Origin of the sequence: Microlunatus sp. Gsoil 973 (genome assembly GCF_009707365.1) — a bacterium.
In the GTDB taxonomy this organism is placed as follows: domain Bacteria; phylum Actinomycetota; class Actinomycetes; order Propionibacteriales; family Propionibacteriaceae; genus Microlunatus.
In genome coordinates this window covers 540,179-561,409 of the sequence record NZ_CP046122.1, presented here as the reverse complement: position 1 = coordinate 561,409, position 21,231 = coordinate 540,179, and the positions used below count along the sequence as shown (strand labels likewise).

Annotated in this window: 20 protein-coding genes and 1 tRNA gene; 4 read left to right on the top strand and 17 right to left on the bottom strand. The window is 67.8% G+C overall.

What is annotated here, in order from left to right; all coding sequences use genetic code 11:
* Positions 1-51 precede the first annotated feature (51 nt).
* A complete protein-coding gene (locus tag GJV80_RS02600) occupies positions 52-1,041 on the top strand; it encodes a sulfite exporter TauE/SafE family protein (protein WP_230208059.1) in 990 nt (329 codons plus the stop codon).
* Positions 1,042-1,055: 14 nt separating this feature from the next.
* Here the strand turns inward: GJV80_RS02600 and GJV80_RS02595 are convergent, their stop codons facing one another.
* The gene (locus tag GJV80_RS02595) at positions 1,056-2,180 is read right to left on the bottom strand and encodes a serine hydrolase (RefSeq protein WP_154686572.1); all 1,125 of its coding nucleotides are present in this window, start codon (positions 2,178-2,180) and stop codon (positions 1,056-1,058) included.
* A gap of 56 nt (positions 2,181-2,236) precedes the next feature.
* On the opposite strand from GJV80_RS02595, the gene GJV80_RS02590 reads away from it, so the two are divergent.
* Complete coding sequence (locus tag GJV80_RS02590; RefSeq protein ID WP_154686571.1) at positions 2,237-3,037, top strand: OBAP family protein; 801 nt, start codon at positions 2,237-2,239, stop codon at positions 3,035-3,037.
* On the opposite strand, the gene GJV80_RS02585 is transcribed toward GJV80_RS02590, so the two are convergent.
* The 5 genes from GJV80_RS02585 to GJV80_RS24715 form a co-directional block, all read right to left on the bottom strand.
* Complete coding sequence (locus tag GJV80_RS02585) at positions 3,006-5,141, bottom strand: bifunctional polysaccharide deacetylase/glycosyltransferase family 2 protein (protein WP_154686570.1); 2,136 nt, start codon at positions 5,139-5,141, stop codon at positions 3,006-3,008. The two genes, GJV80_RS02590 and GJV80_RS02585, sit on opposite strands and share 32 nt — an antisense overlap.
* 452 nt (positions 5,142-5,593) lie before the next feature.
* Entirely contained in the window at positions 5,594-5,890 is a 297-nt protein-coding gene (locus GJV80_RS02580; protein WP_154686569.1) for a hypothetical protein, read from the bottom strand.
* A 106-nt stretch (positions 5,891-5,996) separates the two neighbouring features.
* Positions 5,997-6,070: transfer RNA gene (locus GJV80_RS02575), tRNA-Val, on the bottom strand.
* Positions 6,071-6,122: 52 nt separating this feature from the next.
* A complete protein-coding gene (locus GJV80_RS02570; RefSeq protein ID WP_154686568.1) occupies positions 6,123-6,941 on the bottom strand; it encodes a siderophore-interacting protein in 819 nt (272 codons plus the stop codon).
* Between the two features lie 84 nt (positions 6,942-7,025).
* Positions 7,026-8,429 (bottom strand): aromatic acid exporter family protein, encoded by a 1,404-nt coding sequence (locus tag GJV80_RS24715; RefSeq protein ID WP_154686567.1) that lies wholly within the window; start codon positions 8,427-8,429, stop codon positions 7,026-7,028.
* A 109-nt stretch (positions 8,430-8,538) separates the two neighbouring features.
* Between GJV80_RS24715 and GJV80_RS02560 the strand changes: the two genes are divergently transcribed.
* Positions 8,539-9,813, top strand: a complete 1,275-nt coding sequence (locus GJV80_RS02560; protein ID WP_230208058.1) for an enolase C-terminal domain-like protein — start codon at positions 8,539-8,541, stop codon at positions 9,811-9,813.
* Between the two features lie 12 nt (positions 9,814-9,825).
* On the opposite strand, the gene GJV80_RS02555 is transcribed toward GJV80_RS02560, so the two are convergent.
* A complete protein-coding gene (locus GJV80_RS02555; RefSeq protein WP_154686566.1) occupies positions 9,826-10,974 on the bottom strand; it encodes a Gfo/Idh/MocA family protein in 1,149 nt (382 codons plus the stop codon).
* Positions 10,971-11,678 (bottom strand): ThuA domain-containing protein, encoded by a 708-nt coding sequence (locus GJV80_RS02550; protein WP_154686565.1) that lies wholly within the window; start codon positions 11,676-11,678, stop codon positions 10,971-10,973. Before GJV80_RS02550 ends, GJV80_RS02555 begins: the two co-directional genes overlap by 4 nt.
* A gap of 148 nt (positions 11,679-11,826) precedes the next feature.
* Here GJV80_RS02550 and GJV80_RS02545 point away from each other — a divergent pair, with 148 nt between their 5' ends.
* A complete protein-coding gene (locus tag GJV80_RS02545) occupies positions 11,827-12,864 on the top strand; it encodes a LacI family DNA-binding transcriptional regulator (RefSeq protein WP_230208057.1) in 1,038 nt (345 codons plus the stop codon).
* A 3-nt stretch (positions 12,865-12,867) separates the two neighbouring features.
* On the opposite strand, the gene GJV80_RS02540 is transcribed toward GJV80_RS02545, so the two are convergent.
* The 9 genes from GJV80_RS02540 to GJV80_RS02510 all read right to left on the bottom strand — a co-directional run bounded on the left by GJV80_RS02540 (position 12,868) and on the right by GJV80_RS02510 (position 21,201).
* Entirely contained in the window at positions 12,868-14,463 is a 1,596-nt protein-coding gene (locus GJV80_RS02540; RefSeq protein ID WP_154686564.1) for a peptide ligase PGM1-related protein, read from the bottom strand.
* A complete protein-coding gene (locus GJV80_RS02535; RefSeq protein ID WP_154686563.1) occupies positions 14,460-15,578 on the bottom strand; it encodes an adenylate/guanylate cyclase domain-containing protein in 1,119 nt (372 codons plus the stop codon). The genes GJV80_RS02540 and GJV80_RS02535 overlap by 4 nt, the downstream gene beginning before the upstream one ends.
* Positions 15,575-15,958 (bottom strand): response regulator, encoded by a 384-nt coding sequence (locus GJV80_RS02530; protein WP_154686562.1) that lies wholly within the window; start codon positions 15,956-15,958, stop codon positions 15,575-15,577. Before GJV80_RS02530 ends, GJV80_RS02535 begins: the two co-directional genes overlap by 4 nt.
* Positions 15,955-17,262, bottom strand: coding sequence for an ATP-binding protein (locus tag GJV80_RS23515; RefSeq protein WP_370518811.1), 1,308 nt, complete (start codon positions 17,260-17,262; stop codon positions 15,955-15,957). Before GJV80_RS23515 ends, GJV80_RS02530 begins: the two co-directional genes overlap by 4 nt.
* Positions 17,259-17,582, bottom strand: a complete 324-nt coding sequence (locus tag GJV80_RS23510; RefSeq protein ID WP_230208055.1) for a hypothetical protein — start codon at positions 17,580-17,582, stop codon at positions 17,259-17,261. Before GJV80_RS23510 ends, GJV80_RS23515 begins: the two co-directional genes overlap by 4 nt.
* Positions 17,516-18,220 carry a GAF domain-containing protein gene (locus tag GJV80_RS23505; RefSeq protein WP_230208054.1) on the bottom strand — a complete coding sequence of 235 codons (705 nt, stop codon included), beginning with the start codon at positions 18,218-18,220 and terminating at the stop codon, positions 17,516-17,518. The genes GJV80_RS23510 and GJV80_RS23505 overlap by 67 nt, the downstream gene beginning before the upstream one ends.
* A gap of 110 nt (positions 18,221-18,330) precedes the next feature.
* The gene (locus GJV80_RS02520) at positions 18,331-18,765 is read right to left on the bottom strand and encodes a protein-tyrosine phosphatase family protein (RefSeq protein WP_230208053.1); all 435 of its coding nucleotides are present in this window, start codon (positions 18,763-18,765) and stop codon (positions 18,331-18,333) included.
* A 9-nt stretch (positions 18,766-18,774) separates the two neighbouring features.
* Positions 18,775-20,301 (bottom strand): amidohydrolase, encoded by a 1,527-nt coding sequence (locus GJV80_RS02515; RefSeq protein ID WP_154686561.1) that lies wholly within the window; start codon positions 20,299-20,301, stop codon positions 18,775-18,777.
* A gap of 54 nt (positions 20,302-20,355) precedes the next feature.
* Complete coding sequence (locus GJV80_RS02510; RefSeq protein ID WP_230208485.1) at positions 20,356-21,201, bottom strand: AraC family transcriptional regulator; 846 nt, start codon at positions 21,199-21,201, stop codon at positions 20,356-20,358.
* Positions 21,202-21,231: the final 30 nt, after the last annotated feature.

The window sequence follows — 21,231 nt, the reverse complement described above, 5'->3', positions numbered from 1 at the left end:
ACCCGGCATCATCCGACCAACACGACAGGATCGACGGCAAGCGAGGCTCAGGTGGATTTCTTCAACCCTGCGATGCTGCTCGGCGGCCTGTGTGTCGGTGTCATCGTCGGACTCACCGGGATGGGCGGCGGCGCCCTGATGACACCGATGCTGGTGTTCCTCTTCAAGATCGATCCGCTCGTCGCCGTGGCGAGCGACCTGGTGACGAGCCTTTTCATGAAGCCGGCAGGGGCGATCGTGCATCTGCGCCGCGGCACCGTCAACCTGAAACTCGTCCTCTGGCTGACCGTCGGATCGGTGCCGGCAGCGTTCGGTGGGGTGATGGCCCTGCGCGCACTGCACCTCGGCGAGACCACCAACACCGTCATGTCGTACGCCCTGGGTATCGCCTTGTTGGTGGCCGCGGCCGGCCTGATCTATCGGGCCTGGCGGCAGTTGGTGATCAACCGGAGTGCCTGGGGCGAGGGACGTCCGGTTCGTACGGCGACCCCACAGATCGTCGTCCGTCCGGTTCCGATCGTCATCCTCGGCATGGTCGCCGGTCTCTTCGTCGGGCTGACCTCGGTCGGTTCCGGTTCGATCATCGTCGTCGTGCTGTTGATGATGTTCCCGGCGCTGAAGGCATCCCAACTGGTCGGCACCGACCTGGTCCAGGCCGTACCGCTGGTGGCCGCAGCGGCCGCGGCCCATGTGATCAACGGCGACGCCGATTTCGGCATCGCGTTCTCGCTGCTGATCGGCGCCGTACCCGGCGCCGTGATCGGCGCCCAGATCTCCTCTCGGGCCCCCGGTGGGATCGTTCGCCGGGCGTTGGCCATCCTGCTGGTGTGTTCCGGCATCAAGATGCTCGGCGCTCCGACCCTGATCGTCCTGGTCGCCGCAGGAGTGATGCTGGTGCTGGGCAATCTCGCCTGGTTCTGGGTGGTCCGCCGCGCCAATCGGAAAGCCGAACAACGCCGGGTCGAGTTGGGCGTCGACCAGAACGGTCGCCGCGCACCGGTGGGCGCCGAAGGCTTCGAGCCGCCCGGCCCGTCGTTGTGACGCGGATCCGACTGTCAGCGCAGCGCTTGGAACTCGTCAAGCAGAGGACCCAGGTGTTCACCGAGTTCCACCTGGGTGAGCAGGATCGCGATCGCTCCGTCGGGATCGACGTAGAAGTCGGTGCCCTGGCCACCGGCCCAGCCGTACCGGCCCCGGTGGCGTCCTCGGGTTTCGACGCTGACGCCATAGCCCCAACTGCTGCCGTCCCAGAATCCGGGGAAGAAGCTGTCCTCGGTCTTGCAGGCCGCCGGGACCTGATCACTGGTCACCTGCCGTAGCTGATCGGCAGATATCAGCGGCCGGCCGTCGATCGCTTGTCCATCGACCAACGACCGGAGGAAGCGGTGGAAGTCGGCTGCCGTCGAGACGAGCTCCTCATGACTGACGTCGAAGGCGGGCGGCGCCGCGTAGCAGCCGCCGCCCACCGGTTCGGTCTCGATCCAGCCGGTGTCGTCGTGACGGTAGGCAGCCGGCAGACGGTGGAGATCGGCCGCCGGTACCCACATCGCGGTGTCGTTCATTCCGAGCGGCTCGAAGATGTCGTCGGCCAGCTGCCGGCCCAGCGGCTTTCCCGAGAGCCGGGAGATCAGTATGCCCAGCAGACCGAAGGAGTGGTGGTAGCGCCAGCCCTCTCCCGGTTGGAAGGCGAGCGGCAGTTCGGCCAGCCGACGCAGCCACTCATCGGCCCCGAACGCCGTTGGTTCCGGTCCGGCGGCGGTGCCGTTGGCGTCCATGGCCCGTTGCAGCGGAGAGGGCTGGAGAATCATGCCGTAGCCGGAGGTGTTGGTGAGCAGGTGGCGAAGGGTGATCGGGCGTCGGGCCGGCACAGTGTCATCGAGATCGGCAGCCGGACTGGTCAACACCCGCCGGTCGGCGAGCTCCGGCAGCCACTCGGTCAGGCTCTGGTCGAGCCCGAGTCGGCCGGCCGTCACCAGGCGCAGGGCGGCGACCGCCTCGATGATCTTGGTCATCGACTGGATGCGCATGATCGCGTCCACCCGCATCGGCCCGCCCCCGAAGGACTCGAGACCGGCGCTGTCCACCTCGACCTGGTCCCCGGTGTCCAGCAGCACCACCCCTCCGGGAATCGTCCCCGCTTCGACATGACGCCGGAGCAACTGCAGCGCTGGTGACTCCACGACGCAACTCTGACACAGCCCTGGTTCGCGATGGGGTCCACGGGTAGCTAGCCCTCGTGGACAAGCGGGGCGGGTCGCAGACCGGTGGCGCCGGGCGGACAACAGCGGTCGGCGCCGGAATCGCAGCGGGCGCGGCTGCAGGTTTCGGCGTACTGTTCGGCCGCAAACTGCTCAGCATCGGCAAGATCGGCGGCGGGCATCCGCTGAAACATCGAGTCCTCGATCTCGCGTCCGCAGTGGTCCAGCGGAAGTATCCACTGGAGGCGATGAGCACCTACCTCAACGGATTCCACATGTACGCCGACGACATGGGTCGGCAGGTCGAGGCGACCCACTTCTGCGTCCATCTGCGGCACGACCTGCACCAATGCGTGATCTTCGATCAGAACGCGCCCGACGCCCGGCTGATCGGTATCGAGTACATCATCAGCGCCGACCGGTTCCGCAGCCTGCCCGAGGAGGAGAAGCGGTTGTGGCACAGCCATCACTACGAGGTGAAGTCGGGCACGCTGACGGCTCCCGGGGTGCCGGAACTGGCAGAGCACGCCTACTTCGAGGACCTGGTGACGACGTACGGGAAGACCTTCCACACCTGGCAGTACGACCGTGATGACTTCCCGTACGGGATTCCGCAGCTGATGATGGGATTCACCCGGGACGGGCAGACCCGCGAGGAGCTGGTCAGTGACCGGGATCGCAGGCTCGGCGTGTCGAGCTTTGCCAATCGCCGCAAGCGCGCCGACATCCCGATGCCGGAGGTGCTGCCCGGTGCGAACGCCTGGGAGAGCGGTCGGACAGTCCAGACCCGCCTCGAAGAGGTGGATTTCAAGCGCGGGAACGGCCAGGCGTCCCCGTAGCGCTGCTCGGGGTCGCCGACAGTGACCCGTAGCGCTCCATCCGCTGCCAGCGCAGCGGCAGCCCTGTCACGGCGGTGAAGACCGATTGGATCACCACCAGATACATCAGCTGCCGGTAGACGAATTGTTGCAGCGGCATCGCCCAGAGCGGCCCGGCGGGTTCCCGGTCCAGCTTGAACGCATACCCACCCATGATCATCTGCAGGGCGAGGAAAGCCAGCCAGACACCGATCACCCGGGTCGGACTCAGGAACATCAGACCGTACAGTGCGAAGACATCGACCGCTGGGGCCAGCAGTGGCAACAGGACCTGGAACATCAACAGGTAGGTCAGTCCGCGGCGGCCGAGCTTTCCTGCCTGACCCCGCTGCAGCATTGCGCGGCGATGCTTCCACATCGCCTGGAACGTTCCGTAGGACCAGCGGTAGCGCTGTTTCCACAAGGCGCCGACCGAGGCCGGCGCCTCGGTCCACGCCCTCGCGTGTTCTTCATAGACCACTCGCCAGCCGGCGCGACACAGCGCCATCGTCAGGTCCGTGTCCTCGGCAAGCGTGTCGCTGCTGACCAGGCCGACTTCCTGTAATGCGCTGCGCCGGAAGGCGCCGATCGCACCGGGGACCGTCGGCATGCACTGCGCTACGTCGAAGAACCGGCGATCCAGGTTGAAGCCCAGGACGTACTCGATGTGCTGCCAGCGACCGAGCAGACCCCCACGGTTCAGCACTTTGGCGTTGCCCGACACAGCGCCGATGCTGGCGTCTGCGAAGGGCTGAACCAGGGTGTGGACCGTATCGGGGTCGAAGATGGTGTCGCCGTCGACCATGACCACGATCTCATGGGACGCCGCCGCGATCCCGGTGTTGAGGGCTACGGGTTTGCCGCCGTTGGGTTGCCGGATCACCCGTACCTGGTCCAGTCCCATCCGTTCGACGATCGCGGCGGTACCGTCTGTCGATCCGTCGTCGACGACGATGACCTCGACCCGGTGTGTCGACGCCACGACGGAGCGAACCGCAGCCTCGATCCCGGCTGCTTCGTTGTGGGCCGGCATCACGACCGTGACCGGGTCGGTGACGGCTGCGTGCACCGGCCGCCGTCTGGTGTGCCGTCTTGCCGCGACGATCACCAGGACGGCCCGCAGCAGGGCCAGCGCGCCGGCGATGATCAGCGCGACATCCATGCTGGAGACGACGAGTTCGCTCAGCCTGATCTCGGCCACCAAGGCCTGCCCGGCGACCCGCTGGGCCGGGGTCGCCGGTTTCTGAAGTCCCGCCGCCCCGACCGCCTGGCCGAGCGTCTCGAACCGGTATCCCTTGGCCCGCAGTTCGGGGATCAACCGGCGCAGCGCAGCAACGGTCTGGGCTCGGTTGCCTCCGGCATCGTGCAGCAGCAGCACCTGTCCCGCCCGGTCGGTCGGCGTGGCGTTCCGTACGATCCGGCGCACGCCGGGATGGGTCCAGTCCTCGCTGTCCAGCGTGGTCAGCGAAACCAGGTAGCCGTCCTTGGCGGCGTTGTCGATGACGCCGAGCATCCGATTGTCGACCGCCGCGTTCTCCGAACTGTACGGCGGCCGCAACAGCGAGGTCTGCTGCCCGGTGATGCCGGCGATCGCCAGCTGGGCGTTGCTGTACTCGAGGCTCTGCCACCAGGCGGGCAGCCTGCCGAGGTCGGGGTGGGTCAGCGTGTGGATGCCGATCTCGTTGCCGTCCTCGACGGTCTGTCGGACGACTCCCGGGTTGGCGATCGCCTGACTCCCGACGATGAAGAACGTCGCGCGCACCCGTTGTTCCCTCAGTACAGCCAGGATTTTCGGGGTCCAGACCGGATCGGGACCGTCGTCGAAGGTCAACGCGATGACGTTCTGCCCGGGCCGGGCCGTGCGTGGTGTCGCACCCCGGTCGTCGATGATCGGGCCGCCGGTCCTGATCGCCGCCGGCACCTCATCGGCCGGCCCGGCGGGCCGTACGTCGCGTGAAACGCCGAACAGGTGGTTGGTGTAGCCCTGAACGAGCAACGCCAGCAGCAGCGCGACCATGCTCACGCCGAGGACGATCCAGTGGATCTTGGGCTTGATCTCCCGCGCCGAATGGCGTGGCCGAACCATCGTTACGACTGCGGCTTCGGCCGGGCGGGTGCAGTCGGTGCGGTGGTCGGTGTGCCCTTCGCGGGGTTTCCGGGCTGGTCCGGGGGCGCCGGTGTCGCCCGATGCGCTGCGCCCGGGACGCTCTCACTGGCGCCGCTGGTCCGCCCCTGGTTGGTACGGGTCGATCGGCGAGTCACTCCGGGGGCGTCAGCACTCCTGCCTCTGGTCGGCGCCACGACGGACGGGCTCGGTAGGGGCGAGGTCGAAGCGGACGGCGCATCCTGCGCCGCGGCATTCCGGGCCGGGATCACCGATCCGGCATCGGACGCAGCGGCAGGGGTGGATGCTGACGGTCGAGAGGTCGGGCCGACACCCCGTGGGAGGACGGGACCGGATGCTTCGGTATGCCGTGCGGCCGGCGACGTGCTCGGATCCGGGGCCGAAGCCGGTCGATCGGTCGACGCCCCGCCGGCTCAAGCCGAGGAACGCGATGCCGTGCCCGGTGTCGTTCCGCGCGCCGATCGGACATGCCCGCTCCGAACGTCGCTGGGTCGCTCGGCCGACACCGGTGAATGCTGCTCCACCAGCGGCAGACCCGGTGCGTCGATGTGGACGCCGAGCGTGCTCAGCGACACCAGGACGGCGCCGTAGGCGACGCCCAGGATCGTGACCCCGATCCCGATGCGTTTCACCAGGCGGCGCCGTCGCCCGCTCCGGTCCACGAAAACGGGACTCGGGACCACGCCGCCGCCGACCATCGAAGGCTGCATCTGCTCCCCTGGAATAGAAACCCGCGACAGAGTAGCCCCGGCCCGATCGGCACACGGGCATCAGATTCCGAGGCCGGGCAAAGTTTGGGCTTAGGTTTTGGATCAGTGGGTGCAGAGGGACTCGAACCCCCGGCCCCTTCCTTGTAAGGGAAGTGCTCTAACCAACTGAGCTATGCACCCGGGCCGCGGCCGGACCGGTCAAGGTTAGCGGTCCAGCCGGACGGCGGACGAATCACGAGTTGCGGACCGGCCGCCAGTAGGCACAGAAGTCGATCTTGTCCTTCGGCACTCCGGCCGCCTTGGCCAGATTCCGGACGGTCAGCATGAAGGACGCCTCCCCCACCACGTAGACATACGACGTGTTGTCGATGGAGAGTTCCCGGACGGCCGGCAGCAGTGTCGCGCCGGGCATCAGGTGCGGATCGCGGACGGCCCAGGTGACGTCGTCGGCCGCCAGGTCGCGCCGGTCGTCGGCATGCGGCACCTCGAGCAGGTAGCTCGCCCGGCGGCCGGCCAGGGAGCGGGCGATCCCCTCGACGCCCGGCACCCCGGTCTCGTCGGCGATGATCATGATCGGCCCGTGATGATCGTCGGCGTCGAAGAACCGGCCCTGATCAAGAACTCCGATCCGGTCACCCGGTCGCGCTTCCTGGGCCCAGCGGGCCGCGACTCCCTCGATCTCGCCGCCCGGACCGTTGTGCAGCACGAAATCGATGTCGAGTTCCCAGCGGTCCCCGTTCTGCCGGGCATCCCGGATGGTGTAGTTCCGGATCACACAACGCCTGGACTCCTCGCCGGACAGCCAACGGGAGTACCAGCCGTCCAGATCGCCATAGGGAGGTTCCAGGATTCCGGCCGAGTTCGGCAGGAACAGTCGCAGCCACTGGTCGAAGCCGAGATAGCTGAAGTGTTCGCCGAATCCGGCATCGTCGTTGCCGACGGTGATCCGTCGGAAGCCGGAGGAGATCGGTTCGCTGCGCAGCACGCTGACGGTCTCTACCTGTGCCCGCCGGGGCGTCACCCAGCGGTCCGACATCAGGCTCTCTGTCATCGACGATCCCTCGAACTCGGTTTAAGTTAGGTAAACCTAACACGGAATGTCTACCGGTCGAGGGCGGCTTACCCAGGTCGGGGATCAACGCTCGTCGGGCGCTCGCCGGGCCCGGCGACGCCGCCGGCCGGAGATCGCCACCGCCCGGTCCCAGACCGATCGCGCCGTGCGGCGGTCCCGCATCATGTCCACCGCCCGCGGATAGGGCCGGTCGGGATGCAACAGCACGCTCTCCACCACCACGGGCAGCCGGGCGACCTGGCGGGCCTGGCGCACCCGCTGGCGGTTCTCCAGCCGCAGTTCGGTGAGCACATGCTCCAGGGCGATCACCAGAGACCCCCGCAACATCTGGTACTCCGGCGGCGGATCGACCAACATCAGCTCGGCCAGCATCGCCCTCGTCTCGCCGGCGTACTCCAGCCCTTCGGCGAGCGCCGCTTCCGCCTCGTCCTCGCGGGCCTCAGCCTCCGCAACCACCAGATCACCGAACGCTCGCAGACAACCGGCGGTCTGGGACAACACCACGGAGAAGATCTGCCGAAGATCCTCACCGTACGGATCCGCTAGACCGTCCGGCTGATCCTCCGGCTGATCCTCCGGCGGCTCGTGGGGAAGCTCGCTGATCATCGCAGTGAACAGTGCCCGGATCGCCAGCAGCGAGCGGTCGAAGGTTTCCAGCCCCGAGTCGAAGACCGGTACGACGTCGCTGGTGCCGATCGCCCGCGGATTCCAGCGACGGCGCTCTCGCAGATTCGACACCGACCGGTTCACCGAGGCCAGCTCGCCGGCTGCGTCCCGTGCCTGGTCGAGCCAGCCCTGCGCCTGTTCCTGGGTGGCTGCGCCCTCCTGCAAGGTCTCGGCCGCCGAGTCGAGCGGAGCCGCGGTCATCTCCGCGACGCGGCGCACCGAGCGCGCGACCGCAGCGGCGGCCAGGGCGGTCGGGAAGAGGATCCCAAAGGCGATCCCGACCCCGGCGCCGACCAACGTGTTGATCACCCGGACGTAGGCGGCCACGTCGTGGTGCGCGACACCGAGGATCAGCATCGCGCTGATCGGCGCCTCGAGCATCTGCTCGCCGAGCCTGAGCAGGCGGGCCGCAACGATCGCCGCCATGATCGCCGCGCCGAGACTCCACCAGGTGAGTCCGATCCAGTTCGACAGGAATATCGCGATCAGCACCCCGCACAACACTGCGCCGACACGGACCACGCCCATCCGCAGCGTGGACAGCGTCGAGGCCTGCAACACGAGGAGCGCGGTGAGCGGGCCGGTCAGGTCAACCGGACCGTTGCCCGAGATCGCCCTGGTCAGCAGGTAGGACACCACGGCGGCAAGGCTCAGCCGCAGCACCATGGCGCCGAACGGGACCAGGCGGCCCGGGACCTCCCGCCACCGTTCCGGGTGTTCGGGCCAGACGACGCGCATCAGCCGGCTGCCCACCATGGTCACCAGGATGCCCGTACCGGCAAAGATCGGCCGTGCCGCCACCTCGGGTAGCGCAGATCACCCCGGCCGGCGATCACCCCGACCGGGTACCCGGCCGTGATCATGGTCAGTACGATACCGGCGTCGCCGAACCGAAGGAGTGTCGTCGCCCGTGTCCGCAGAGCTGACTGAGTCCGTTCCCACCTTCGCCGACCCGTGGCCGGCCCGCGAGAAGATCACCATCTCCGGCGTACGGACGATCGTCACCGCGCCAGAGGGGATCCCGCTGGTCGTCGTTCGCATCGACACCGACACCGACGGCCTGTACGGCTTGGGCTGCGCAACCTTCACCCAACGCTGGAAGGCGGTGCGGACCATGGTCGATGATCATCTGGCCCGACTGCTGATCGGCCGCTATCCCGGGGACATCGGCGACCTGGTCCGGCTCTGCGGCTTCGCCGGCTACTGGCGCAACGGCCCGGTGATCAACAACGCGATCTCCGGCATCGACCAGGCGTTGTGGGACATCGCCGGGAAGCGCGCCGGCCTCCCGGTCCACGAACTCCTCGGCGGCAAGGTGCGCGCAGCCGTCGACACCTACATCCACGCCGCTGGGACGACGATCGAGGAGACTCTGGAGCGCGCACAGAGCTTCGTCGACCAGGGCTGGCGCTACATTCGGCTGCAACAGGCGACACCCGGCAGTGGTGGCTACGGCGCACCGAGACTCCGCGGCGAATACCCCGACGCTCCCTACCCGGACGGCTGGAGCGCGCGGGATTACCTGCGCCGCACGCCCCGGCTCTTCGAACAGGCTCGCAGCACGCTGCCGGAGCACGTCGAACTTCTCCACGACGTCCACTCCCGGCTCACCCCGAAGGACGCGTTGTGGCTGGCGAGGGCGCTGGAGCCGTACCGGCTGTTCTTCCTGGAGGACATCCTGCCGCCGGAGCACTGGGACCGGCTGCCGGAGATCCGGTCCGCGACCAGTACGCCGATCGCCGTCGGCGAACTGACCACCTCGATGACCGAGGCGATCCAGCTGATCCGGAACGGCGGGGTCGACCTGATCCGCAGCCACATCAGCGATATCGGCGGGCTGACACCGGCCCGCAAGTTGGCTGCACTGGCCGAACTCAGCGGGGTGAGGACGGCCTGGCACGGGCCGGGCGACACCTCACCGATCGGTGCCGCGGCCAACGTCGCCCTCGACATCAACTCGGTCGCGTTCGGCATCCAGGAGGGACACCTCTACAACGACGCGACGCACGAGGTCTTTCCTGGCACGCTGCGGATCGAGGACGGGTGGCTCCGGCCGAACGAGACCCCCGGCTGGGGCATCGACATCGACGAGCAGGCGGCCGCCCGGTTCGCGCCGGGCCTGTCCGGCCATGACGCGTGGGCAGCCGGCGTCCGGCGACCGGACGGCGCGCTGGTCGAGCCCTAACCGGCCGTCCGGTCAGGCGGCGGTCACGCCACCGGGAGCGTCACCCAGCGGAACGGCCTCGGGTCGCAGGCAGGTCGTGGTCACCTCGACGGAGACCCCCTGCTCGGCCGATTGCAGCAGCGAGAGCATCACGTCCAGGACGTGCAGGCCGAGATCACCGCTGGCCCGGATCTGCTGGTCGGCCGGGGTGGCCGCGAGATCGGCGATCCCGTAGCCGCGCCCGGCGTCCCGGTAGCCGGCGCTGACCGGCAGCACCGACCATTCCCCGCCGACCGGATGGATCGACGCATCGCCACCGAACTGGTTGGGGTCGGGTGCGATCAGCGTTGCCTCTGATCCATGCACCTCGATGTTGGAGGCCCTGGTGGCCGCAGCGTCGAAGCTCATGATCAAGGTGGACAGCACGCCGGACTCGTGCACCAGGACCCCGGTCACGTGGGTGTCGACGTTCACCGGGATCGTCTCCCCCGCCCGCGGCCCGGAACCGATCGTCCGGCTGTCCCGCTGGTGACTCGCGGCACCGATCACCCGGGCCACCGGGCCGAGCATCGTGATCAAGGAACTGATGTAGTACGGCCCCATGTCCAGCAGCGGCCCGCCACCCGGCTGGTAGTAGAAGTCCGGGTTCGGGTGCCAGCGTTCATGGCCGGGTGTGACCATGGTCGCCACAGCCGAGATCGGCGTACCGATCAACCCGTCGTCAACGGCCCTGCGCGCCGTCTGGGTGCCTGTGCCGAGGACGGTGTCCGGCGCTGAGCCGACCCGGACCCCGGCGGCCCTGGCGGCGTCGATGATCTTGGCCCCGTCCTCGAAGGTCGCCGCCAGCGGCTTCTCACCGTAGACATGCTTGCCGGCGGCGATCGCCTGCAGCGCGATCTCGGCGTGCGCCGCCGGGATGGTCAGGTTGAGCACAAGATCGACATCGTCGTCGGTGATCAATTCCTCGACCGTCAGGTTCCTGACGCTGTGTTCCGCGGCCACCTCGGCGGCCAGCGCAGTGTTGAGGTCTGCGACCGACGTCAGCTGGAGCACCGGCAGCCGGGAGATGGTGTCGAAGTACTGACCGGAGATCTTGCCGACCCCGACGATGCCGACCTTGATCGGCTGCACCGAATTGATGGGCTGCACCGAATTGGTGGGCCTCGCGTGTGCCGCGGTCATCGGGTCACCCACAGCATTCCGCGCTCGATGATCGTGCGGACCGATGGGTGATCGACCACCGTCAGCTGGTGGCCGGGAGTGCTGACGAAGATCTTGCCGTTGCCCCATTGCCGGGTCCAGATCGCCGGGCAGGTGATCGGCCGGTGCCAGGCGTCGAAGTCCCTGGCCGGGATGGTCGTCGTGGCGAGCACGTCGTTGTAGTCATCGCTGAGCACCCAGTACTGCTCGGTCTCCAGCTCGAAGTCCTCGATGCCGGCGACGATCGGATGCTGTTTCTGGTCCGGGTGGATGTTGACGGTGTAGCGGACGAAGTTGTCCGCGGCCTCGCCCTTCAGCTCCTCCGGGCGGGCCTTGGCCTGGTGATGGGCGAACTGGCCACCGATCAGCTGCAGGTAGTCGGCGCTGTTGCGGAAGGAATCGGCGATACCACCGTGCCAGCCTGCCATCCCGGTGCCGTTGGCGATGGCCTGCCGCAGACCGGCGAGTTCGTCCTTCTCGATGGTCGACATGGTCACCACCTGGACGATCAGATCGACCGTCGCCATGTAGTCGGCGTCGGCGTAGATCTTGGTGCTGTCCTCGACCCGGACCTGGTAGTTGTTCTCGGTCAGGAACGGGATGAACGAGTCGGTGGTCTGGACGGGCTCGTGACCGTCCCAACCCCCGCGAACGATCAGGGCCTGCGGATTCTGGTTCGCTGCCATCGGCGGTGTGATTCTCCTCGTGAAAGTTGCGCAACGACGTGGTGGCATCGCAACCGCGTCCCGCTTCAGACGGAGCCTTTCACGCGGAACGACGGCTGTCAACGATCCTGATGTTGCGCAAAGTGATTGCGGAGTCAATGATGAGGTCATGACTGCTCCGGGCGGACGCCAGCCGACCCTCGCCGACATCGCCGCCCGCGCCGGGACCACCGTCCCGACCGTCTCCAAGGTGCTCAACGGTCGCTCCGACGTGTCCGCCGCGACCAGGATCAGGATCATGGAACTGGTCGCCGAGACCGGATACCGGAGGCGTACGTCGGGTTCCGGTCAGCGCAGGGTCGGTCCCGCGGAGCGGAGGTTGGTCGATCTGGTGCTGGCCGGTGTCGGCGGTGGATGGGCCAACCAGGTGCTGATCGGGGTCGAGAGTGCAGCAGCCGAGGCCGGCCTCGATCTGGTGGTCACCGTGGCCCGGCCGAGTGATCGTGACGATTGGGTGACCCGCCTGCTGGCCCACGGGTCTCACGGGGCGGTGCTGGCATTGGTGGACGCGTCGGCCCAGGAGTTGGCCACTCTGGATGCGGCGGGGATACCTGTGGTGCTGCTCGATCCGGTCGATCAGCCGCCGGACGACCGCGCCAGTATCGGTGCCACGAACTGGTCCGCCGGACGTGACGTCGCCGATCACCTGCTCGGCCTCGGCCATCGACGGTTCGGCGTCCTGGCCGAGAGTGCCGGGCTGCTCTTCAGCCGGGCACGGATCGACGGCTTCCGGTCGACCGTGGAAATGGCCGGCGGGAGCATTGTTCAGCTCGTTCACTGGGACCGACGACTCGACCTGATGTCGACGGCCGGGCGGCTGCTGGACGTGCCCGAGCCTCCGACGGCGATCTTCGCCGATTCCGACCATCTGGCGCTGGCCCTGCTGCGGGCGGCAGCCGATCGTGGGATCGCCATCCCCGAGGAGCTGAGTGTGGTCGGTTTCGACGACCTTCCGGAGGCGGAGTGGGCCGGGCTGACCACGGTACGACAGCCGATCGCCGAGATGGGCGCAGCCGCCCTCCGGCTGCTGCTCAGGACATCGGAGTCGGATCGTCCCCCGCCGCGTGAAGAGCTGGCCACCTCCCTGGTCGTGCGCAGCTCGACGGCCGCGCCGCCCTGCGCCGGCGAACCGAAGGTCGTCAGCTGACCATCAGATGATCGGTGCTTCGGCCAGCGCCTGGTCCGCCTCCTCCAGCAACAACCTCTCGGCGGTCTGATAGATCCGCCAGGCGTCGTCCGCGGTGTCGCCGACCGCGGTGAGGCCGAGGCGGCCGAATTCGGTCAGGCAACTGAACATGTGGAAGACGACTCCGGACTGGCGCGAGGCGTCGTAGTGCAGGTGATGCCGTGCCACGATGTCGAACAGGTCGTCCACGGTGAGAGCCCTGAGCCGATCGTCCTCCAGATGATCGGTGGCGACCAGATACTTGGTGGCTCCGGCCGGTGTCTCGAACACGCCGCGTCCGCCGTCGTACCGACCGTCGGTGAGGAACTGCAGAGTCAGGAACGGATGGGTGGTCCCGCCCTTGCGCAGATTGAGCTCGATCGCGTACGGCGTCCAGTCCCCCGCCCCGTCCCTGACTGTGACGAAGTCCACGGCGAACCGGCCGATCACGCCGAGGCCGGCCAGGTGCCTGCCGATCACCATCGCGTCCTCGGCGATCATCCGGGCATAGGCCGGATCGGCCGGGAAGATGCAGCCCAGATAGCGCTGGCCGCTCGCTCCGCCGAGAAGTTGATCATGGGTCGACAGCAGCTCGACGGTGCCGTCGGTGAGCGCCCGCATCTGCACGCTCGGACTGGCCAGCTGCTCACCGGTGATGCGCTCCTCGACGATGCCGCCGTCCGCGGCGAACGCCGCCAGGTACGTCTCGATGTCGATCTTGGGGTTCTCGCAGGCCAGCGCGAGCACCCGTCGGCGGATCGCCTCCGGCTCCTCCGCGGAGCCCGGGGCAGGAAGATCACGGAGATCGACCAGCGCATTGCCCGATCCCGAGACGCCGTCGTTGAGCTTGGTGATCGCCTCCGCGATCGCCGGCCGCCGCTGACGCATGTCCTGGATCGCGCTGACCAGGTCGTCCACCGAGCTCAGGTCGTCGGCGCCGACCGGACAACGGATGCCGAGTTCGGTGAACATCCGTCGGCAACCGGTTTTGGTACCGAGGTCTGCCAGCCGGGGATCGGCGCCGTACATCGGGATGCCGAGACTCAAGGCCACGTCACGCTCTGCCGCAGTGGTGTTGTACGGGATGAGGTGGCAGCGGGCCGGGTTGGGGATGAGCGATCGGACCTGGTGCAGCAGTCTCGGCCGGGCCAGCAACTTGGCACTCAGTGAACCAGGGCCGGCGTCACCGATGCTGATCATGGTCAGCCTGGCCCGGGCATGGCTGATGATCACTCCGGGGAGCAGTCCGAGGTAATAGTCGACGATCGATTCGGGGACGGGCATCGATGTCACGTAGATCATCCGCAACCTGGGTTGCCGCAACAGCAACAGCAGGAACAGCGCGCGCTCCTCCATTGCCTGGACGAGCGTGCCCGGTGAACTCGTGGTGCGTTCCAGGCTGATCGAGGGCACAACGACGACGGACTCATCGGTGTGGTCCTGGCGCATTGCCGCCCAGACATCGGGCATCGACTGCTGCAGTCGGTCGTAGGCGGCGTACCGCTCGGCCTCACCGAGCTGGGACAACGTGTGGCCGGAGGCCGGTGGTTCGCCGACGGTTCGCTTCAGTGTTGTGGTCATCGGATCGCCTGCCTTGACGGTTCGAGCGCTGTGATGCTGTGGACGCGGACCGGTCGCGAGAAGCCACGCAGCCGAAGGTCACCGATCAGTTCGGACTCGGCGCGGTCCTCCAGTGCGGCCAGCACCCGATCGGTGACCCGGATCTCCCAGTCCTGGCCGATATCGCACAATCGGGCGGCCAGATTGGTGACGCTGCCGATGGCCGCATAGTCGAACCGGCCCGGGAACCCGATCCGGCCCAGCGTGGCGTAGCCCTGGGCGATCCCGCTGCGATGGGTCAGCAGGTGTCCGTGGCGCAGCCAGTCCTTGGACAGCTCCTTGACGTCGTCTCCGATGTCCAGCGCCATCCGTACGGCCGCGTCGTCGCACGGGACCGGGTCGTTGAAGAAGATCATCACACCGTCGCCGGTGAACCGCTCCAGAGTGCCGGCGTGCTCGTGCACCCGCCGTCCGACGACGGCGTGATAATCGCGGAGCACGGTGATCACCTCCTCCGGCTCGCTGGTCTCGGCGAACGTGGTGAAGCCGTGGAAATCGCAGATCACCACGACGATCTCCTGCCGGTGGCTGGTCAGCAGTCGCTGGTCGCCGAGAACGACATCGACCAACTGCGGTGAGAGGAAGCGTCGCAGCCGGTTGGTCCGTTCCAGTTCGGCGATGCCCGCCGCCACCCGCGATTCGAGCTCGGCGTTCCACGCCGTGAGCTCGGCGGCCTGCCGCTCGATGGTGTCGTGGTAGCGCTTGATCCGGGCGAGCGAGGCGACCCTGGCCAGCAACTCGGCCTGGTCGAACGGCTTGGTCACGAAGTCGTCCGCGCCGGACTCCAGGGCGGCCAACCGTTGCTGGTCACCGCTCGCGGTGATCATCACCACCGGCAGGAAGGCGGTCCGCGACTGCGCCCGGATGCTGCGACAGACCTGATGGCCGTCCAGGCCCGGCATGACGACATCGAGCAGCACCAGGTCGACGTCCCGGGTCTCCAACAGCGCCAGTGCCTGCTCGCCGGAGGAGGCAGGGATCACATCGTAGCCGCGGGGGCTGAGCACGGCGTCGAGCAGGCGGAGATTGGCCGGCTGGTCGTCGACCGCGAGGACGGTGACCGGCTGCTCGGTCATGACGCGCCGCCGCGTAGGAAGTTCTCCACCTGGCCGGCCAGCGACCGGACGCTGATCGGTTTCTCCAGATAGCCGTCGAAGCCGGAGCGAGCCGCACTGCGGTGGTCCTCGGCCATCGCGAACGCCGTCACGGCCACGATCGGCACCCGTCCGTCCAGGGTTCCATTGCGCAGCCGGTGCAGGGTTTCGGTGCCGTCGATGCCGGGCAGTTGCAGATCCATCAGGACAGGATCCGGTGGCTGCTCGGCGGCGAGCCGCAGGCCCTCTTCGCCCGACGTCGCGGCGATCACGTCGTACCCGTTGGCCTCCAGCACGTCGTGGACCAACTTGAGGTTGAGCGGGTTGTCCTCCACCACCAGGATCCGGGCCGCGGTGGTCACGCCGGACCCCCTGATTCGACGACGCCTGCCCGGGCCAGCGCAGCCAGCAGATCATCGCGGCTGACCGGTTTGATCAAGTACTCTGCAGCGCCCCTGGCCAGGCCCTGAAGTCGATCATCGACCACCGAGACGATGACGATCGGCACACCGGCCGTCGCCGGGTCGTCCTGGAGTTGATCAAGCACCTGCCAGCCGTCCATCCGGGGCATCCGCAGATCGAGGATGATGCCGGACAACTGCAGATTCCGGGCCAGCCGCAACGCTTCGGATCCATCCATCGCGCGTTCCAGCCGTACTCGGGTGCCTTGGAGATAGGCCTCGATCAGGTCCAGCGACGCCCGGTCGTCATCAACCAGCAGCACGGTTGGACGTCCGGAGGTCTCGGACTCGGCGGACTGTCCGCGGGCGGGAGCTTCGTTCAGCGGAATGGTGAACGCGAACCTGCTGCCCTGACCGACATCGGAATCCAGCCAGAGCCTGCCGCCGAACAGTTCGACGATTCGCCGGGACAGTGTCAGGCCGAGCCCGGTGCCTTCTTCCCGGGCCAACCCGCGTCCGCCCTGCTGGAAGGAGTCGAAGATCCGCTCGCGGTCCTCCTCCGGGACGCCCGGGCCGGTGTCGGTCACCGAGATGACCAGCTCGTCGCGGGTCCGCCCGTCGCCGGCCCGCTCGTCGCTGATCAGTTCGGCGGCGACATCGACCCGTCCGCCGTCGGGAGTGAACTTGACGGCGTTGGAGAGCAGGTTGAGCATCACCTGCTTGAAGCGCAGCGGGTCGGTCTCGATGGTGTCGATCCCGGGTCCGACCGTGATGTCAACCGTTATGCCGTGCTTGATGGCGCGTTCCCGGACCAGCGAGACGGCGTAATCCAGTGTCTGGCCGACGGCGACCGTCGTCGGTTCCAGGACCATCTGTCCGGCCTCCACCTTGGACAGGTCGAGGATCTCGTTGAGGAGTTCGAGCAGATGGCGGCCCGAGTTCCAGATGTCCCGGACGTACTCGTCCTGCCGTTCGTTCAGCTCGCCGAACATCCGGTCGATGAGCACCTCGGAGAATCCGATCACGGCGTTCAGCGGCGTCCGTAGTTCGTGGGACATGCTGGCCAGGAACTCCGATTTGTGCCTGCTGGCCACCTCGAGTTCTGCCGACTTGGTCTCCAGTTCACGGAACAGCCAGGCATTGACCAGGGCGATGGACGACTGAGCGGCGAAGGTCTCCAGCAGGTCGACCATCTCGTCGGGGAAGGCGCCGGCCATCCGCCGTCGGATCACCAGGGCACCGACGGTCACCTCTCCTCGGATCATCGGGATCGCCAGCACCGAGCGCCAGCCGTCGGCGAACAGCGCCTCCAGGTGCGGTCCCGTGAAACCGCAGCCAGGTCGGATACCTGGAGCGTCCGCGCCTCGGTCACGGCACGGCCGACCAGCGAAGCGGCGCGCCGGATGATCACGTTATGCAGGCGATCCAGCAGCTGTGGGCTGCTGCCGTACGCCGCCCGAACGACGAAGGCGTCGGTCTCCTCGACGTACTCCATGATCGAACCGCCGTCGGTTCCGGTCAGCCGTACGGCGTTGCTGACGATGCTGTCCAGGACAGTGTCGGGGTCGAGGGTCGAGCTGACCACCTCGCCGACTCACGCAGCGCCTCCAGTTGCTTGACCTTGCTCGCCAGTTCCGCGGTGCGCGCCTCGAGCGAGGTGGTCAGCTCGGCCTGTCGAAGGGCTATCGCAGCCTGGGCGGCAAAATCCTCCAGCAGCCAGACATCCCGGTCGCTGAACGGGTCGACCTTGGTCCGCCACATCAGCAGCACGCCGACGACCTCGTCGCCGTACAGCATCGGTGACTCCAGCAGGGTGCGGAAGCCGCCTCGCTCCTGGAGGTCCTGCCGGCCGTACTCCGGATCGAGCAGCACGTCGTCGATCCGCTGTGTTCGGCGGTCGAGTGCGGCGCGGCCCATCACCGAGGCCCTGGCCACCTGGTTGGGATGGTCGCTGACCCGCCGCACGTAGGCCTCTGTCACCTCACCGGACACCCGGGACAGCCGGAACACGTCATTCTCGAGCAGGAACAGCAGGGACGCGTCGGCATGACACAGTCGGGCGGCGCGCTCGACGATAGTGTCCAGAATCAGATCGGCTCGGTCGCCCTGACGACCGAAGGCCAGCAGGATGTCGCGGCTGGCGAGCGACCGTTCCAGGGCGTCGTCGAGGTCCCGCTGATGCAGCGACTCCGCCGTTGGAGCGATACGCGTCTGCTCGCCCATAGCCTCCCCCTCGGCCAATCCCATCGTGCACCCGACCGCGCGGGTGGGCAACCGGTAGCGGCCAACTGGCTGGCGCGGGGCTGCCCGACAGATCAGTCGGAGCCGGCGAGTCAACCGGCGTCGGTCAGGGATTCGACGTATGCCTCCTGTTCGGCGGTCTCGACCGCCATCGGACAGTAGTGGATGCGCACCCAGGCAACCGCGTCGGCGGCCGGATGGCCGGCCAACACGGCAAGGACCGCCAAGGCCGTGCCGGTCCGGCCGTGGCCGCCCAGGCAGCCGATCTCCACCTGCTCGCCGTGGCGTGCCTGATCCATCAGTGACCGCAGTTTCCCAAGCACCGCCGCGGAATCGTCCGGGAGACCGAAGTCCGGCCAGGACAGCCGATCGTGCTCCCACGGCGGCTGCCACCGATGATCGAGATAGAGCCCGAAGTCAGGATCCTGCGCACGGCTGTACGGATCGTCGGGGTCGAAGCTCACCGCGGTCACCGGTGTGCCGTCGGGCAGCCGGACCACGTCACGGTGCAGGTGCCTCCGGTACATCGGGTCCACCTAACTCTCCTCAACGCCGTGCACCCAGTGTCCGGCCACCGCCGTCGCCCAGACACCGATGGTGAGCAGTTCCTTCACCGAGGCGGCGTACGGATCCTCGTCCAGCACCATCAGATCGGCCGGTTGTCCGACTTCGATCTGCGACCGGCCGAGGGCTGACCAGGCCATCGCTCGCCGGACATCGATCTGCTCCTCGGCGTGCCAGGGCCGACCGATGAACGGCTCGCGATCAACGGCCGCCGCGATCCAGCCCCATGGATCGAGCGGTGCCACCGGTGCGTCCGAGCCGAACTCCACGCTCGCGCCCGCAGCGGCCATCGAACCGAACGGGAAGTTGATGCTCGATGTCGAGGCCCAATAGCGATCTGCCACCCGCCAGTCGTCGACCGCATGCCAGGGCTGCATGCCGGCGACCACGCCGAGCTCGGCGAATCGCAGAACATCCCCCGGTCGAACCAGTTGGGCATGTTCGATCCGGCCACGGATCCCGGTCTCGGCGAAACAGTCCAGGGCGATCGTGTTGGCCCGGTCGCCGATCGCGTGGACGGCGATCTGCAGTCCGTGCTGCCGGGCGACCTGCATCAGCTCGATCAGCGCGTCATGATCGATCACCAGCTCACCGTGATGATCACCGTGATGATCACCGTGATGATCACCGTGATGATCACCACCCGGGTACGGCGTGTGGCAGTACGCCGTCCGGGTGTTCAGCGATCCGTCGATCAACACCTTGAGCGGTCCCATGGTGATCAAGCCGTCGGAGCCCGGAAGTTGATCACCGGTGTGCAGGCCCCGTGCTGCTCCGGCCGCGAGCAGCTCCGGGATGATCCCGGCCTCGATCCGCAGCCGAACACCTCCGCCGGCCCGCCGCCGCTCCCAACTGGTGAGGTTGTCGGCGAACTCGAAATCGCGAAGGCCGACCAGCCCTCGGCCGGCCGCCTCGCGCAGCCCTGCATCCAGGACCGCATCGATCCGCTCGGCGGGCGGCGCCGGCAACCGGCCCAGGGCGTCCATCCACGACTTCTCCCGCAGCACGCCCGCCGGATGGTCACCGATCCCGAGCAGGGTCCAGCCGGCCGAGTTCGCCCAGCCACAGTGCAGATCCCCGCTGATCAGCACCACCGGAAACGCACCGAACTCGTCGTCGAGCAGCTGCGTCGTCGGAACGTCCGGCCACAGTCCATCCCGGAAGCGCGCGCCGATCGCCGGGCCACCCCGGACCGCCGAATCGGCGACCAACCTGACCGCCTGGGCGGCCGAGGTGGCGGTTGACAGATCGATCCGGCTGCGGTCGATGGCGTACTGGGTGGCATGAACGTGCCCGTCGAAGAGGCCGGGCGCGATCCACCGACCCTCGGCATCGATCACCTCGCCGGTGCCATAACCGGCTCCATAACCGGCGGCATGGTCGACGGCATGGTCGACGATCTCGGCCACCCTCCCGCCGGCGACCCGGAGGTCGAGTCGCCGCGGCCGGCCTGGCCGACGGACGTCGACCAGCCAGTACGACGCGGGGTTGTCGGCCACCTGTCCTCCTTGGTGATCATGCCCTGTTCGTGATCATGCCCCTTCGGGACGTGACTATCCGAGCAGATAACTGAGCTGGAGCAGCCCGGTGTCCTGCAGTGGCGCCAGCGGGTCGATCGGATCCTCGGCCTGCCGGTACCGTCCCGGTGGTTCGCCGTAGACGGCACTGAAGCGCCGGGAGAAATGGTACGGATTGGCAAAGCCGGTCAGCGCGGAGACCTCGGCAATGGACGCGCTGCTGCGGCGTAGCGTTGTGGCCGCTCTGGCCAGCCTGATCAGCTCCAGAGCACGGCCCGGCCCGACGCCGAACTGATCGCGGAACAGCCGGTGCAGATGTCCCGCCGACACGCCGCCGGCCGCGGCGAGCACGTCCACTCCCAACTGCCGGATCCCGTAACGGTCCCAGTCCGAGCGCACCCGGCCGGCGATCGTGATCATCACCTGCGGCAGCACCGCCTCGCCCCGCGGCACCGGGCCGGCGACGAAGATCTCCACCATCAGGCCGAGGAGTTGATCACGACGGGCAGCCGACTCCGGCGACGGATCACCGGCCAGTTGCAGCAGGTAACGGCACATCCCGTCCAGCACCGGGAGCGTGACCAGGCTGCGGACAGCCGGCCACCGGTCCGGTAGCTGATCGACGCCGGTCAACCCGAAATGCACGTACGCGTGCGTGGAGGGCTGTTCGGAATCCCAGCGGTAGCAGTCGACGACCCCCGGCCGGCCAAGCGCCAGGGTGCCCGGTCGGAGCAGATGTTGATCATCGTCGATCGACCACAACGCGGATCCGCGGAGCAGCCAGACGAACTCATAGTCATGCATCAGCCGCGGCCCGAAGATGGCGGCGGGCGGATAGTCGGCCAGTAGGGCCGGTCCCATCGCCGCAGCAGCCATCGTCATCTCCACGACCGATCCGCTTGATCCGCCGGA

What these genes read in the sequence shown, in the direction of transcription:
- GJV80_RS02540 (WP_154686564.1), bottom strand. Translation starts at nt 14,463, where the DNA reads ATGACCACAACACTGAAGCGAACCGTCGGCGAACCACCGGCCTCCGGC.
- GJV80_RS23515 (WP_370518811.1), bottom strand. Translation starts at nt 17,262, where the DNA reads ATGATCCGAGGAGAGGTGACCGTCGGTGCCCTGGTGATCCGACGGCGG.
- GJV80_RS02570 (WP_154686568.1), bottom strand. Translation starts at nt 6,941, where the DNA reads ATGACAGAGAGCCTGATGTCGGACCGCTGGGTGACGCCCCGGCGGGCA.
- GJV80_RS02580 (WP_154686569.1), bottom strand. Translation starts at nt 5,890, where the DNA reads ATGCAGCCTTCGATGGTCGGCGGCGGCGTGGTCCCGAGTCCCGTTTTC.
- GJV80_RS02520 (WP_230208053.1), bottom strand. Translation starts at nt 18,765, where the DNA reads ATGTACCGGAGGCACCTGCACCGTGACGTGGTCCGGCTGCCCGACGGC.
- GJV80_RS02585 (WP_154686570.1), bottom strand. Translation starts at nt 5,141, where the DNA reads ATGGTTCGGCCACGCCATTCGGCGCGGGAGATCAAGCCCAAGATCCAC.
- GJV80_RS02550 (WP_154686565.1), bottom strand. Translation starts at nt 11,678, where the DNA reads ATGGCAGCGAACCAGAATCCGCAGGCCCTGATCGTTCGCGGGGGTTGG.
- GJV80_RS02545 (WP_230208057.1), top strand. Translation starts at nt 11,827, where the DNA reads ATGACTGCTCCGGGCGGACGCCAGCCGACCCTCGCCGACATCGCCGCC.
- GJV80_RS02555 (WP_154686566.1), bottom strand. Translation starts at nt 10,974, where the DNA reads ATGACCGCGGCACACGCGAGGCCCACCAATTCGGTGCAGCCCATCAAT.
- GJV80_RS23505 (WP_230208054.1), bottom strand. Translation starts at nt 18,220, where the DNA reads ATGGGCGAGCAGACGCGTATCGCTCCAACGGCGGAGTCGCTGCATCAG.
- GJV80_RS02510 (WP_230208485.1), bottom strand. Translation starts at nt 21,201, where the DNA reads ATGACGATGGCTGCTGCGGCGATGGGACCGGCCCTACTGGCCGACTAT.
- GJV80_RS02535 (WP_154686563.1), bottom strand. Translation starts at nt 15,578, where the DNA reads ATGACCGAGCAGCCGGTCACCGTCCTCGCGGTCGACGACCAGCCGGCC.